The 13799-nt window shown below is 67.2% G+C and carries 12 protein-coding genes and 2 pseudogenes; 6 read left to right on the forward strand and 8 right to left on the reverse strand.

Features of this window, described 5'->3' with window-relative positions:
* Window positions 1–309: 309 nt before the first annotated feature.
* Window positions 310–456, reverse strand: a complete 147-nt coding sequence (locus tag AVL59_RS52525) for a hypothetical protein (RefSeq protein ID WP_159400068.1) — start codon at window positions 454–456, stop codon at window positions 310–312.
* A 163-nt stretch (window positions 457–619) separates the two neighbouring features.
* On the opposite strand from AVL59_RS52525, the gene AVL59_RS24890 reads away from it, so the two are divergent.
* The 4 genes from AVL59_RS24890 to AVL59_RS24905 all read left to right on the forward strand — a co-directional run bounded on the left by AVL59_RS24890 (window position 620) and on the right by AVL59_RS24905 (window position 4228).
* Entirely contained in the window at window positions 620–1276 is a 657-nt protein-coding gene (locus tag AVL59_RS24890) for an ABC transporter ATP-binding protein (RefSeq protein WP_099053125.1), read from the forward strand.
* A complete protein-coding gene (locus AVL59_RS24895; RefSeq protein ID WP_067308303.1) occupies window positions 1273–2085 on the forward strand; it encodes a hypothetical protein in 813 nt (270 codons plus the stop codon). The genes AVL59_RS24890 and AVL59_RS24895 overlap by 4 nt, the downstream gene beginning before the upstream one ends.
* A gap of 236 nt (window positions 2086–2321) precedes the next feature.
* A complete protein-coding gene (locus AVL59_RS24900) occupies window positions 2322–2840 on the forward strand; it encodes a hypothetical protein (RefSeq protein WP_237281656.1) in 519 nt (172 codons plus the stop codon).
* A gap of 5 nt (window positions 2841–2845) precedes the next feature.
* Window positions 2846–4228 carry a wax ester/triacylglycerol synthase domain-containing protein gene (locus AVL59_RS24905; RefSeq protein ID WP_067308309.1) on the forward strand — a complete coding sequence of 461 codons (1383 nt, stop codon included), beginning with the start codon at window positions 2846–2848 and terminating at the stop codon, window positions 4226–4228.
* On the opposite strand, the gene AVL59_RS24910 is transcribed toward AVL59_RS24905, so the two are convergent.
* Together AVL59_RS24910 and AVL59_RS24915 are read right to left on the reverse strand one after the other, a co-directional pair.
* The gene (locus AVL59_RS24910; protein WP_067308311.1) at window positions 4179–5249 is read right to left on the reverse strand and encodes a polyprenyl synthetase family protein; all 1071 of its coding nucleotides are present in this window, start codon (window positions 5247–5249) and stop codon (window positions 4179–4181) included. The two genes, AVL59_RS24905 and AVL59_RS24910, sit on opposite strands and share 50 nt — an antisense overlap.
* An 84-nt stretch (window positions 5250–5333) precedes the next feature.
* On the reverse strand, window positions 5334–6410 hold the full coding sequence (locus AVL59_RS24915) for a polyprenyl synthetase family protein (protein WP_067308314.1): 1077 nt from the start codon (window positions 6408–6410) through the stop codon (window positions 5334–5336).
* Between the two features lie 982 nt (window positions 6411–7392).
* Here AVL59_RS24915 and AVL59_RS49305 point away from each other — a divergent pair.
* A protein-coding gene (locus AVL59_RS49305) for an IS5 family transposase (protein ID WP_162494777.1) occupies window positions 7393–8210 on the forward strand; the annotation gives its coding sequence in 2 pieces (ribosomal slippage) (window positions 7393–7744 and window positions 7744–8210; 819 coding nt in all).
* Window positions 8211–8228: 18 nt separating this feature from the next.
* Here the strand turns inward: AVL59_RS49305 and AVL59_RS49310 are convergent.
* From AVL59_RS49310 to AVL59_RS54930, 4 genes and pseudogenes are all read right to left on the reverse strand, one after another.
* A protein-coding gene (locus AVL59_RS49310; protein ID WP_237281881.1) for an IS5 family transposase occupies window positions 8229–9028 on the reverse strand; the annotation gives its coding sequence in 2 pieces (ribosomal slippage) (window positions 8229–8690 and window positions 8693–9028; 798 coding nt in all).
* A gap of 809 nt (window positions 9029–9837) precedes the next feature.
* Window positions 9838–10398, reverse strand: a complete 561-nt coding sequence (locus tag AVL59_RS24940) for a lactococcin 972 family bacteriocin (protein WP_067308322.1) — start codon at window positions 10396–10398, stop codon at window positions 9838–9840.
* A 537-nt stretch (window positions 10399–10935) separates the two neighbouring features.
* Complete coding sequence (locus tag AVL59_RS24945) at window positions 10936–11910, reverse strand: AraC-like ligand-binding domain-containing protein (RefSeq protein WP_099053126.1); 975 nt, start codon at window positions 11908–11910, stop codon at window positions 10936–10938.
* A 114-nt stretch (window positions 11911–12024) separates the two neighbouring features.
* Window positions 12025–12497: pseudogene (locus tag AVL59_RS54930) on the reverse strand (transposase); the annotation flags it as partial.
* Window positions 12498–12536: 39 nt separating this feature from the next.
* On the opposite strand from AVL59_RS54930, the pseudogene AVL59_RS24960 reads away from it, so the two are divergent.
* Window positions 12537–12917, forward strand: a pseudogene (locus AVL59_RS24960) (transposase); the annotation flags it as partial.
* Window positions 12918–13012: 95 nt separating this feature from the next.
* On the opposite strand, the gene AVL59_RS49320 reads toward AVL59_RS24960, so the two are convergent.
* Window positions 13013–13504, reverse strand: coding sequence for a hypothetical protein (locus tag AVL59_RS49320; protein WP_159400069.1), 492 nt, complete (start codon window positions 13502–13504; stop codon window positions 13013–13015).
* Window positions 13505–13799 lie beyond the last annotated feature (295 nt).

Genomic DNA, 13799 nt, shown 5'->3' on the forward strand with positions numbered 1-13799 from the left:
CGTCAGTTCGCAGTGAGCGAGGCCGGGACGGCGGCGAAGCCTCGGCGATGGTTCTAGGGAGACAGAGCGCAGGACCGATCTCGGCCGTGGCGTATGACTCGGTCAGGTGGAGGACATCGGTGTCGTACGAGGTGGCGTCGGCGCGCCGCACGGCTTCACATGTGCTGGTTGTCGTGGTCCTGAGAGCGTTCGAGGGCTCGTCCGGTCCGAGATCAAAAGTGAGACCCGAGCCGTACGCGAGTGGTCTGCCGACCATGATGGTGAACGGTTCGACGGCATCCATTCACTTGGTCAACTCGGCTGCAAGGTTCACGGTGTCCGACGAGGGGAGCCGGATCGCTGCCAGGCCGTCCATGCCAGCGCCAGAGTGAAGAAGCGGTCGCCGAAGACGGACACCGTCTCGGCGAGCCACAGGGCCAGGACCGGACGCTGCCGCAGCAGGCTCACGTAACTCACGCGCGCGTCTGTAGGTGGTTGGCGTAGCTGGCGGGTGTGCCCGTCACCGCTGTCGCTTCGTGTCGTTGGTGCTCGCGTGGGGTTGTCGTTCGGCTACAGGCATCGTGACTGCGCTCCAGCAGGTGGTGCGTTCGGGAGGCCGGCCGTGTGAGGAGCGTTTTGCATGGGGGATGCAGTGGTGTCGGCCGGCGAGCCGGTGTTGCGGATTCGGGATGTATGCAAGAGCTACCGGCACCGTCCTGTCCTGCGGGGTGTGTCGCTGGATCTCCGTGCGGGCCAGTTGGCGGGCATCGTCGGCGAGAACGGTGCCGGCAAGAGCACCCTGCTGCGCATTCTGGTCGGGGATCTCGCCGCGGACAGCGGCGTGGTGGAGCGGACGGGCCTGCTGGGCAGCTGCCCGCAGGACGCGGTGCTCCATCAAGCCTTCTCCGTTGACCAGCATCTGAGGTTCTTCCAGGCCGCTTACGGCCTGGGCAGCCTGGACAGAGCTTTCGAGCTGCTGGAGCAGTTGCATTTCAGCAGCTACCGGAACGAGCGGGTGGCAGCGCTCAGCGGCGGCACGCGCCAGAAGCTCAACCTGGTCCTGGCTTTGATGCACGATCCCCAGGTGCTGCTCTTGGACGAGCCGTATCAGGGCTTCGACTGGGAGACCTATCTGCGGTTCTGGGACCTGGCAGCGGCCTTGCGAGACCGGGGCTGCGCGGTGCTGGTGGTCTCGCACCTCGCCTACGACGCCTCCCGCCTGGACACCCTGTACCGCCTTCAGGCAGGAGTGCTGCACGAGACGGAGCAGACGGGATCGGAGGTGGTGTCGGTATGACGCGGTGGTGGTCCTGCTTTCGCACGGCCTTGCGATTCGCGCTGATCGAGCAGGCCCGTAACAGGCTGGCGCTGCTCATCGTGGTCCTGTTCGTTCCGCTGTGGACTACGCTCGCGTTCACGGTGGTAGCCCGCACGCCCTTGCGGTTCCGGATCCGGCCGGTCGGTCGCACGGTGGTCATGGACGGCAACATCCTGGTCCAGATCAACGGCGCACTGCAGGCCCTTACGCTCGTCATCGCGTTCATGATGTTCGTCGCCACCGCCCGCTCCGCGTTGTTCGACCAGCGACTGGTGCGGGCCGGCTATCCCCGCTCGTGCCTCGCGCTCGCGAAATGTACCGCGCTCGTTCTGGTCGCGGTCCTGGTCGCCGCCTACACCACCGCGTGGATGCATCTGTTCTGGCGTCCCGAGCAACCCTTGCTGCTTGCCGCGGGAATGTTCACCGGTGCTCTGATTTATGGCGGTATCGGGATCGTGCTGGCGGCTGTGCTGCGCAGCGAGCTGGCCGGCATGTTCCTCGCCATCATGATCAGTTCCATCGATCTGGTGATGCAGAACCCGCTGATCAACCCGGATGCGGACAGTCCGGTTGTGCGCTTCCTGCCGGCCTACGCGGCGGTGCAGACCTCGGTGGCCGCCGGTGGCCTGCCGGTGGTGCCGTCCAGCTGCCTGCTGGTGGGCGCAGGCTGGGCCGTGGGCATGGCGGCGCTGGGCATGGCCGCCTTCGCCGTGCGTACCCGTACCCACCACCCGGGCACGGCCCAGGGAAGCCTGGCGGGTGTCGAGCCGGCCGCGCCGGTGCCGTGACCGGCCCTTGGAGGGCGTCGTTTCGATGATGGGCGCCGCGCACGGTGGCAGCACGATCATGTGAGGGGCGGAGGCTTTCAGAGGTGCCGGAACAGAAGACCGCGGCTTCGGCTGCTTCACCGGCCGCATCAGCCGCGTCGGCCCGCTGTGCCGGCTCGCCGGTGGGGGATGGGGCGCCGCGTGGTGAGGCGCGCTGGACGTGGCTGCTCAGTGACGGCGGGGAGCCGAGGAACTGGATGCTGGTCCTGGCCCTGTTGGTGGGCTGGCACGACGGTGGATGGGCGGGCGTCGGGTGGGGGCTGCTCGCGGCGGTGTTCACCGCGGTGCTTCCCACGCTGATCCTGGGGTTCGGTGAGCGCCGCCAGTACTGGGGCGACCGGCATGTGCGGCGGCGGCAGGACCGTATCGTGGCCGCCCCCGGGGTGATGGCCTCGGTCATCACCGGCACCGTGCTGCTGTACGGGCTCGAGGCTCCCGCCGAGGTGACGGCCCTGGTGACGGCGATGCTGTCCGTCCTGCTCGCGTTGCTGGTGATCACCTTCTTCTGGAAGGTGTCGGTTCACTCCGCGGTCGCTTCCGGCGCCCTAGCCATCCTCACATCGGTCTTCGGCCCCTGGATGCTCGTGCTGATTCCCTTGGTGGTGCTGATCGGGTGGTCCCGTATCCGGCTGAGTTGTCACACCGTTGGCCAGGTGACCGTCGGGGTGCTGATCGGCGCGGCAGTCAGTGCACCAGTCTTCGACTTTCTGAGGTGATGGGTATGAGCCGGTTCCTGGATCCCAGCCCTGCCGATCTGGTCATGGTCAAGGCTGAACGGCTCGCGGACCATCCGGACGCCAACTCGACGGTCGGGGCGGTGCTGCACCTGACCGGCGCCGTGCCCGCTCTGGCCGCTCTGCGCGAGCACGTAACCGCGCGCCTTGCCGGCCTTCCCTGTTTGAGGCATGTCCTGACCGGCGACGGGCCGACGGCACGGTGGATGCCTGCCGTCCCGGACATGGCCCGGCATGTTCGCGATCAGCAGGTGGCCGGTGAGCCGGAGGCTCTTGAGGCAGCGGTGCGGCTCCTCCTGCGAGAGCCTTGGACCGAGGGGGCCCCGTCCTGGCGCATGATCCTCCTGCACGGTCACGCGCCCGACGGGTTCGCTCTGCTGTATCTCACCCATCATGCCGTCCAGGACGGCGCCAACGTCGTCACGGTCCTGGAGGCGCTGTTCGGGCCGCGGCTGCTGCCGGGACAGTTCTCAGTGCTCACCCGGGACGTCTCCCCAACCCCTCGGCCCCGCCTTCACCAAGCCCTGCGCAGCACCGTGACCCTGCTGCGCCACGCGCGCCAGCACCACTTGTGGCAGTCCGCCTCGCATCCGCTGTCCAGCCGCCGTCACACGCTGTGGGCCCAGGTGCCCTCCGCTGCCTTGCGCACCGCGGCCCGCGTCGGCGGAGCCAGCACCAACGACGTCTATCTCACCGCCGTGGTGCACGCGATCACCCAGTGGGCCGAAGAGGCTTGGCCCCGCGCCGCCGACGTGTCGGTTCCCGTGATGGTTCCCGTCAACCTGCGCACGCCCGACGAAACAGCGGCACCCGGCAACCGGCTGTTCCTCACCCGGATCGACCTGCCCGGCGGCACCATGCCTGTGGGCCGACGGCTGGAGCGCACGCGGGCCGTCACCCCTGCCCTGAAGTCCGCCGGACACAAGGCGGTGCTCCGAGCGGCTCTCACCCGCCTTCCCTGGTGGCTGTTCCAGCGACTTGTGGCCGCGAGTACCGTCCCGGGTCGGCTTACCGTCTGCGCCTCGTATGTCGTGGTGCGTCAGCGTCTGCACTACGGCGAGGCGGCAGTGCACCACATCGCCCCCATCATCTGCTGCCCGCCTGGCGTCCCCATGGCCGCTGTGGCGGTCAGTTACGGGGACACGACCAGCGCATGCTTCCGTATCGACCAAGCCCTCCCTGCCGCCGACAGCCTTCCCGCGCACTGGCGCCAGGCACTGGCGGACCTGGCGGCCACAGCCCCTCCAACCCCGGGTTCCGATCCCGCGCCCGCGGGACGCACACCGGCCGAACCTGCCACGCCTGCCGTGCGCGCGCTGGTCACATGGCTCGCTCGACGCTCCACAGCGGCAGGTGCTCGAAGAAGGTGACCGCCTCCTCACGCCACCGTGACCGCCAGCCGGCGGCCACCGCGGAAGCCTGCTCGGCATAGCGCCGCATGTCCGCCTGCATCCTGACCGTCACACCACGGTTCTCCCCGATCTCCCGGACGGCGGCGACGGTTTCCGGCGTGCAAGACCGGTCACCGAGCGCGGCCCGCACCGCCACACGCTCGGTGTCTGAGACGGCGGACAGCAGGGCGCTGACGGTGTAGCTGTGCTTCCCGTCGCGGATGTCGGTGCCGGTCGGCTTGCCCATGATGGCCGCGTCCCCGAACAGGTCCAGATAGTCATCGCGCATCTGCCCGCAGATCCCCACCAGCCGCGCGTAGTCGCGCAGCTCCTGCATGAAGAGGTCCGGTCGCTCACCCGCGGCCAGGAGTCCGAGCTGCATGGGCGCGAGGATCGAGTAGCGGGCGGACTTGTAGTCGGCCACGCAGTGCAAGATCTCCTCGCCTGCGGTGGCGGTGAAATCGCGTTCCAGGTCGATGATCTGGCCCACGAACGTGTCGGCCGCCGCCCGTGTCTGCACCTCGACCATGGCCTGCCGCACCGCGGCAGGCAGCTGCGCATCCAGCAGTACCCGCAGGGACAGGGCGAGTGCGAGGTCGCCCGCGAGCACGGTGAGCCCAAGTGCCGTCTGCGGGTGGCCGGGGAACCGTTCACGGTAGGCGTAGCAGGTGGAAGGGCCGCCGCGGCGGGTGGGGCTGTCGTCGATGAGGTCGTCGTGCACAAGGCCGTGGGTCTGCAGCAGCTCGATGCTCAGCGCCGCGGCATCCAGTCCTTCGACCGGCTCGGCAGTTACCAGACGAGCTGCCTCATGCAGCAGAACGACCCGCATCCGCTTGCCGCCCCGCAAGGACAATTCCCGCAGCAACTGCACGCACTCCGGCGTGAAACGGCTGAACGACGGCGCATCGACCCCGGCGCTCAACGTGTCGAAATACTCCTCGAAGAGCGTGTTGAACCGGCGCTCGTACCCGGCGACACGATCGAGAACCTGCTGGGTCATGACGAGTACTTCCTGCTCAGGGTTGGGTGACACAGCTGTAGACGCACGTCGGTGAGGACTGGTGCCCAGGCGCCCGGCGCGATGTCAGGAGGTGTACCGGGTTGCGGTGACCGCCAGGCCGCGCAGAGCGTGGTCCGCGGCCTGCGGGAAGCCAGCCCCGTCCAGGACCTGCAGCACTTGATTGTAGCGGGCAGCGATCATCCGCTCAGTGTGCTCCCGTGCCCCGGTGTCCTGCAGGATCGTCCGTACGTCGGCCGCTTCGCGCTCCCCCAGGTCGGGCCGGCCCACGAGGTGATGGAGCCGCTCCCGCTGGACTTCGTCGCCGCGCTGCAGACCCAGCGCCAGCAGAACAGTCCGCTTGCCCTCCCGGAGATCGCTCAGACCCGGCGCGCACGCGCCGCCCGGACTGCCGAACACGTCCAGCAGATCATCCCGCAGTTGGAACGCCTCACCCAGCGGCAGGCCCAGCCGTGTGAAGACATCCATCGTGGCCTCACCGGCCCCGGCCACAGCCGCCCCCAGTTGAAGAGGCCGCTCGATGGTCGCGGTGGCGGTCTTGTAGTGGATGATCCGCAAGGCTGCCTCGACGTCGTCAGCGCCACGGCCGGTACCCATCACATCCAGGTACTGGCCGTACATCACCTCTTCCAGCATCGCGTCAAACAGCCCATGCACCAGCCGCTGCCGCCCCGGCTCCAACCGAGCGGTATGCAGTAACTCCTGTGCCCACATCAACGCGAGGTTCCCCACCAGCAGCGCGCCGCCCGCACCCAGCCGCTCAGCCCGCTCGTCCTCCCCCAGCCGGGCACGCATCACGCGGTGGACCGCGGGACGGCCCCGGCGGCTGGCCGAGTCGTCCATGATGTCGTCGTGGATGAGGGCAAAGGCCACGAACAGCTCCAACGACGCCGCCACACGCACCGCCGACGTCGCATCCCCGTCTCCGCCTGCAGCATGCCAGCCCACCACACACAGCAACGCCCGGATCCGCTTCCCGCCGGCTGCCAAGAAGTCCCGCACGGTCTGCACCACCTCTGGCGGATGCCCCCGGTCCGCCGCCGCGCGGGTCTTTTCGGCAAGGAAATCCTCAAGCGCTGCATCTACCTGGCGCTGCACCGCGCGCAGATCGATCGCTTGCGCGTCGACCACACCCGAAGTCACCGATTCACCACTCCCAACCGGGCAGAGTCAACCCCCACCGGGACGGAGGAAGGTGATCGTAGGGGCTGCGCCCTGCGTCAGGGCTCTGCCTACAACCAGGGCTGTTGGCCAGCCGTGTCACCCACTTGGTCTGCATGATCCATCCAACGACCCAGACCGCTCAAGAACACGCGCCCAGGCCCCCCGGTTACAGACACCATGTGGACTTTCCCGAAGCCCGGGACAAGACGCGAACCAGGCGAGGGGTACATCGCCCCGATCGTCCACCGCCGACTTCGATCACCCCGCGGTCTCGACTACGACCCAGGTGACGTGGTCGACCTACTCGGTCCCAGCTTCGAGGTCGCGGGCCCACTCGGACGGCACACCTGCCCGCGGGTAGCGCAGGGGTTTCGGCGCCAGCCTTTGGCAGTCCTCGCTCCACACCGGCGCGAGCTCCGCCATCATCAGCAACAGATGTTCCCGCTCGATCAAGCTTTTCGAGACTGGTACCTCATCGGGCAACACCAAGAGAATCCCATAACCCGTCGAGTATTTGGTGGTGCGGGCCCAGAACAACGGCCAAACGAGTTGGTCGCGAACGACTCGCCCGTGGTCGACGAGCGAGTCCCTGCGTTCCGCGATCTGAGCCGCCGGCAGTTACGTTCGCCAGTCGGCAGCTGACAGGCCATCGCCGACTTTTCGACACACTTCGGTGGCGATCCGACGTGTGTCGAGCTCGTACCGGAGCAGTGACATGTGTGCAGCCGAAGCGTACAAATTGTGGTCATCGCTGCTGAATGCCAGTGCCATAAGCGCGCCGCCCGGATCGGAGACTGCTGCTCCGATCCGCCGTCGGGATGCCACGTCCCACAGGTATATCGATCCGTCGCCTGTCCCGATGGCCAAGGTCGCGCCGTCATGAGAGATGGCCAGGGCTAAGAGGTCCTAACAGAAGTGGTTGATCATGTGACTTTTGGCCTGCCCGCTCGTTGGTCTGGTCGTGGGGAAACGTCAGTCGCGGCCGTGGATCGTGTCGGATGAACTGTGGGCCCTGATCGAGCCGTTGCTGCCCAAGCCGGGGCCGAAGCCGGTCGAGGGACGGCCGAGGGTGCCGGACCGGCAGGCGTTGTGCGGAATCCTGTTCGTGCTGCATACCGGCATCCAGTGGGAGTACCTGCCCCAGGAGCTGGGCTTCGGTTCGGGCATGACCTGCTGGCGGCGGCTGGCCGCGTGGAACGAGGCCGGGATGTGGGACCAGTTGCATATGCTGCTGTTAAAGAAGCTGCGGTCGGCGAAGAAGCTGGACTGGTCCCGGGCGGTGATCGACTCCTCCCATGTGCGGGCGGCCCGCAGGGGCCCAAAAGCGGTCCCAGCCCGGTCGATCGCGCACGGCCGGGCAGCAAGCACCACGTCGTCACCGACGCCCAGGGCATCCCGCTCGCGGTGTCGCTGACCGGCGGCAACCACAACGACGTCACTCAACTCCTGCCCCTGCTCGACAAGGTCCCCCCTGTCGCCGGGGTTGTCGGCCGGCCCCGGCACCGGCCCGACGCACTTCTCGCCGACCGCGGTTACGACCACGACAAGTACCGGCGCCTGCTGTGGCAGCGCGGCATCCGTCCCGTGATCGCGAGGCGAGGCGAGCCACACGGCTCCGGCCTGGGCATCTTCCGATACGTCGTCGAACGGACGATCGCCTGGCAGCACGGCTTCCGCCGCCTGCGCATCCGGTGGGAGCGACGGGACAACATCCATGAAGCCTTCCTCGGGCTCGCTACATGTCTCATCACCTACCGACACGTCCACCGCCTTTGTTAGGACCTCTAAGAAGTCATCTCATTTGGTGAGTCTGCGGTAGCAGATGAGGGTGCAGGCGATGCTGGTGAAGGCCAGGAAGTGTTCGGCTTTGCGTTCGTAGCGGCGGTGGAGGCGGCGGCATCCGGCGAGCCAGGCCATGGTGCGTTCGATCGTCCAGCGGTGGCGGCCCAGCCGTGTGGAGGGCTCGATGCCTTTGCGGGCGATGCGATGTCGGATGCCGCGGCTGCGTAACCATCGGCGCAGGTGGTTGTAGTCGTAGCCTTTGTCGCCGTGGAGTTTGGCGGGCCGTCGTCGGCGCGGTCCGCGCCGGGAGCGAATGGGTGGGATGCCTCGCACGAGCGGTTCGAGGGCCTGGCTGTCGTGCAGGTTGGCACCGGATATCCCGACGGACAGGGGCAGCCCGGTACGCTCGGTGATCAAGTGGATCTTTGAACCGTACTTGCCACGATCCACCGGATTCGGACCTGTCAGGTCCCCTTTTTCAGGGCTCGCATGTTCACCGAGTCGATCGCGCAGCGAGACCAGTCCAGTTCACCGCGAGAGCCGAGTTCGTCGAGGACCAGGCGATGGAGCTTCGCCCACACCCGGGCCTTCGACCACTCGGCGAAGCGCCGGTGAGCCGTGGGCCCTGAAAGCCCGAACGAGGCGGACGGCAGTTGCTGCCACGTGCAGCCCGACGTGGCCACGAACACGATCGCAGCCAACACCTCCCGGTCGCCGTGCCGGCGCCGGCCACCACCCTGAGGCCGACTCGGCGCCTCCGGAACCACTCGCTGGAACAACTCCCACAGCTCATCCGGCACAAGCCGCTCAACGATCCCCACATCTGGAGCCTATCGAACACCCCAAATGAGATGACCTCTAAGTGCCCGCCTGTCCTGTCGTCGTCTGTCAATAGCGTGTCAGCGGAGTCTACGGGGAGTTCACCCAACCGTCGCCGGGCATGGCCGCCCCAAAGGCCCACCCATCCGGAGCCGTCGCCCGTTGCCGCGAGGTAGCTGCCGTCGGGGCTGAAAGCTACATCAGCGGCCTGATACTGAGCGAGCGGGGTATGCCGTACCTTGCGAGAGGACAGGTCAGCCAATTCACCGTCGTTCGTCACAAGGAGATGGCCATCGTCACGAAGGGCGACCATCCGGGCTGAAGGCAGCGCTGAGTGTGACTGGTCGAGGGCATGGCCCAGCGAGACGGATTCCACCACCGGCTTGGTACCGTCGCCGTACCGGAGTATTCGTTCCTTGAGATCGAGCCGAATGTTCGCGTGGCTCTGGTTGACCAGCGACATCCGAAATACAGGGTCTTCTGGACTGTCCAGCCGCCATAGCAAAGGATATTACTTCCGTCGCCTGCCGCCAGGAATTGCCCATCCTGGCTGAACTCCGGCCAACCCAGGTGGGGATGTTTGATGGCAGCCAGTTCATGTCCCGAATCAATTTCCCAAATGTGCACCATGCCGGATGTGGTGACGGCGTGTTTATGACTATCGGGAGTGAACGTGACAGAGCCTGACGGTCAGAGTTGGAGGTGGCGCCACTCCGAGGCTGCGCAGGCGGCCGAACAGACCCTGAGTGGCGCACCAGCCAACCCCACCTGCCGAGGAGTCACCGCTTGATGCGGGGATCAGAACCTAAAGGATGTCGTAGTAGCTGTAGCAGGTGAAGACCAAGCCCGCCGTGATGTGGGCATTGGAGGCGCTGCCGGGTTTCACCGCACCACTGGAGAGCGAGGAGTGGGCGATCTTCACCGAGGACGAGTGCCACTTCGTCCCATGCAGGTAGTTCGAGTAGCAGTACTTGCCGCTCGTAGTGGTGTACCAGCCGTAACACCACTTTCCGCCACTGGCAGGGACGCAGGCCTCCGAGTCCGGCCTGACGGAGCCCGCCGAAGTGTCCATCTCGATCTTCACCACGCCCCATTCAGAGGGGTTACCCAGCTCTGCGGGCGGCTTCGTCCCGTCACTGCGCTTATGGGTGGCGACCTGACCGACCTCGGAACCGTCCGCGGCGACGACAGTGCCGTCCGCGGCAACGGGCGCAGCCTGAGGGCCGTTTACGGCGGTCGGCGTAGCGAGCCTCCCCATGTAGGTGACCGCCTGGGCGGAGCCCACTCCCGCGGTGAGGGCGAGGCCGGCGGCGGCACCCAGCGCGACAGCCGCCCTGGCGACGGTGCTGTGCGTCGTGCGTTTCATCTTGTATCCCCGTTCTCCTTTGGTGGCTGGTGCTGTCATCCGCGAAGCACCGGCCCTAGTGCGCGTTGCTGTGCGTCAAGGCCGAAGCGGTCCCGCCGTGATCACGTCGCGCAAAGCGGACGCCGCGCTCGACGAAACCTTTCGGTCGAAACTCGCATGAGTGAAGGATTCCAGAATCGCGCCGAGGGGTCATTAGCAATCGGTCCACACTCCCCTTAGCAATGAGTGGACTTCCAACTGCTCATTGCCTGGCGCGGGCGCCCCCTCGACGAACTCATTCCATTTCGGCTGCCGCCCGTTGGCGCGTAGATGACAGCGGCGGAAGTCCTGAATTTCCCCTGGTTATTTGGCGAGAAGTTCTGAAAATGGTGGGAAACCACCGGACGGCACTGTGTGCGCTTCACTCATCTGGAATGTCGATCGCCCGACGCTGTCCGGGCGATATGGCCGACCGCCTCCGGTCGACTGCCCTCCACCAAGCCGGAACGCGGGCGGTGAGTCGTGAGCGCTGAGTACACGACTGCGATGGCAATGAACTCAGGCGCGACCGTGGAGAGCTTGGTGCCGGTGGTCCTTGGGCGTGGTGCCGTAGGCAGCACGGTACGCGCGGCTGAAGTCGGCGGCGCGGGGGAATCCCCAGCGGGCGGCGATGGCGTGGATGGGGATGTCCTGGTGGGCCGGGTCGGCGAGGTCGCAGCGGGCCGCCTCCAGGCGCAGGCGGCGGATCCATGCGGCGACTGTGGCGTCTTCGTCCTGGAAGAGGCGGTGCAGGTAGCTGGTGGAGATGTGGTGTGCGGCGGCGATACTGCTGGGGGTGAGGTGCGGGTCGTGCAGGTGCTCTCGGATGAACGCCTGGAGGCGCAAGGTGAGGGCCCGTCGGCGGGTCTCCGGGGGCAAGCAGTCGTCGGCTTCGAGCAGATGGGCGAAGAGCGCGGCGACCAGAGGGGTCACGACGGTGGCCAGCCGCGGCCGGTCGGAGGGCTGGTACGCGGCCGGGTCCGCGATCAGCCGGGTGAGGAACTGTGCCAGCAGGGCGCCCATGCCGTCCCGGGCCGACACCCGCGCGCCGACGATCCGGCCGGCCATGTCGCGAGGTAGCGGCAGCAGGGCTTTGGGAACCTCCAGCGCCACGGTCTGGACCGGATCCCCGGTGCTGTAGACGTCGTTCGGCAGCGAGGACGAGTTGATGAACACGTCGTACGGCTTGTACTCGGTCTCCCGGTGCCGCCACACGCCCGCCCCGCTCCCGCGTACGACGAGCGACAGGTGGTACGTCTCGGGGTCGGACTGCCGGATCAGCTTCGGCGTGCGCCGGAACACCAGCGGCTGGAACGTGGCAGACCACACGGTGACAGCGCCGAGGCCCAGCACGCGCTGGGAGGCCCGGAAGTCGTCGACGTGGTCGCTGCGCAGCTCCATCGGCGCATGGGTACGGCCCAACAGCTCGGTCCAGTAATCGAACCGATCCGCCGCGGGCACATCCTCGCTCCGGAACACCATCTCGTCCGACAACAGTCGATTCACCGCTTCCGTAAACGCTGGTCAAAGGCTCTCCCCCGGGGATGACGGGGCTCCGGAACGCTCCGGTTCCACTTCGCGCCGGCCGGGTGCCGAAGGAGCGCTCACTTACGCCACATATCGGACACGGTCTAAGAACCCCTGGCAAAGGCGCTTCACGTGGCGGTGGGTGATCAGGCAGACGGTGAGGCCGAGGAAGGCCTCGTGGATGTCGTCGCGCCGTTCCCAGCGGATGCACAGGCGTCGCAAGCTGTGGAGCCTGGAGATGGTGCGTTCGACGACTCAGCGGAAGATGCCCAGGCCGGAGCCGTGCGGCTGGCCTCGCTCGGCGATCACCGGACGGATGCCCCGTTGCCATAGCAGGCGCCGGTACTTGTCGTGGTCGTAGCCGCGACGGCCGGCAGGGCATCAGGCCTGAGTCTGGGGCGGCCGACGCGGCCGGCCACCGGCGGGATCTTGTCGAGCAGGGGCAGGGGCATGAGCTGGGTGATGTCGTCGCGGTTGCCACCGGTCAGCGACACCGCGAGCGGGATGCCCTGGCCGTCGGTGATGACGTGGTGTTTGCTGCCCGGCCGTGCGCGGTAGGTTACCCAGCTCTGCGGGCAGCCGCCGCGAACGCCCTCGCAGCGCTGAGGTCGATCCACGCGGCCCGCCCGGACGGCGCCCCCATCTACGTCATCCTGGACAACCTCTCGGCCCACAGGGGCGAGACGATCCGACGCTGGGCGAGGAAGAACCGGGTCGAGCTGTGCTTCACCTCGACCTACGCGTCCTGGGCCAACCCGATCGAGGCCCATTTCGGACCACTGCGGCAGTTCACCGTCGCCAATTCCAACCACCACAACCACACCGCCCAGACCCGGGCCCTGCAGGCCTACCTGCGCTGGTGCGACACGAACGCCCGCCACCCCGACGTCCTCGCCGCCCAATGGAAGGAGCGCACTCGGATCCGCTGCGAGAAAGGCATCCGTTGGGGCGGACGGCCGGCGAAAGCCGCGTGACGGCCCGATCGCAGGCCAGCAACACCGGTGGCGTCCCTTGGGACCCAAAGGGTTCCGGGGCAGCTACAGCCGGTCCCTGGACACCTTCCTACGCATCAACGCACGTTCCACTCGGTGGTTGGGACGCAGTCGTGCACCATGCAGGCCCAGCCGTCGCACTTCACGAAGATTGGACGGGACAGCCGAGCGTCTCCCGCCCACTGCGCGCGAACCATCAAGCCAAGCTCCTCCGATGACACCTCGCCCTCGACGGACAGCATGCAGGGCATGCCGCGCTCGGTCACGTAGTCCCAGACTCGCTCGGTGAGCTTGGACGGCTCTTGGCCCACCAGGCGGATGGCGTCAAGCCAAACTTGCGGTCCGCGCAACGCATCGACCGCAACAACGGCCAAGCTCTTGTGGTCCAGAAAATAGGTGGTGACAGGGGCCGCCCCTTCTGGTGCATCCGGCACTCGGAACTCGGCCCGTCGGTTGAGGCGGCCGTATTGTGTCTCGATCCGAAGCGCGTCGCAGAGGAAGCCTTCGGCTTCCATTGCCTCGATCGCCTGCTGGTGGCTCATCCCGAAGCGCAGCGGCCCCACGCTCACGAGCGGGGCGTACTCCCACCTTGCCGGCCCGGCCTCACCGACAACCTGCCGCACCCGTCCCCCGCCCCTTCGCCCCAAGCCCCGCGATGCCCCGAGGGTTCAGCACCATACAGCGCGCAACGTGATGCTCCGGAGCGATCGACGAACTCGGCGAACCTTCCCGGTCAGAGCACGAGCCCTCCTCGAAGGCGTGCACCTCCCCCAGACAGGCGCATTTCTTGATCACCAACTCTTGGGCGTTGTCGCAGTGGCTGGGTGCCGTTCCAGCCGTCAACGGGTGCTGGTCGGCTTTCGG

The organism is Streptomyces griseochromogenes (assembly GCF_001542625.1).
GTDB lineage: Bacteria > Actinomycetota > Actinomycetes > Streptomycetales > Streptomycetaceae > Streptomyces > Streptomyces griseochromogenes.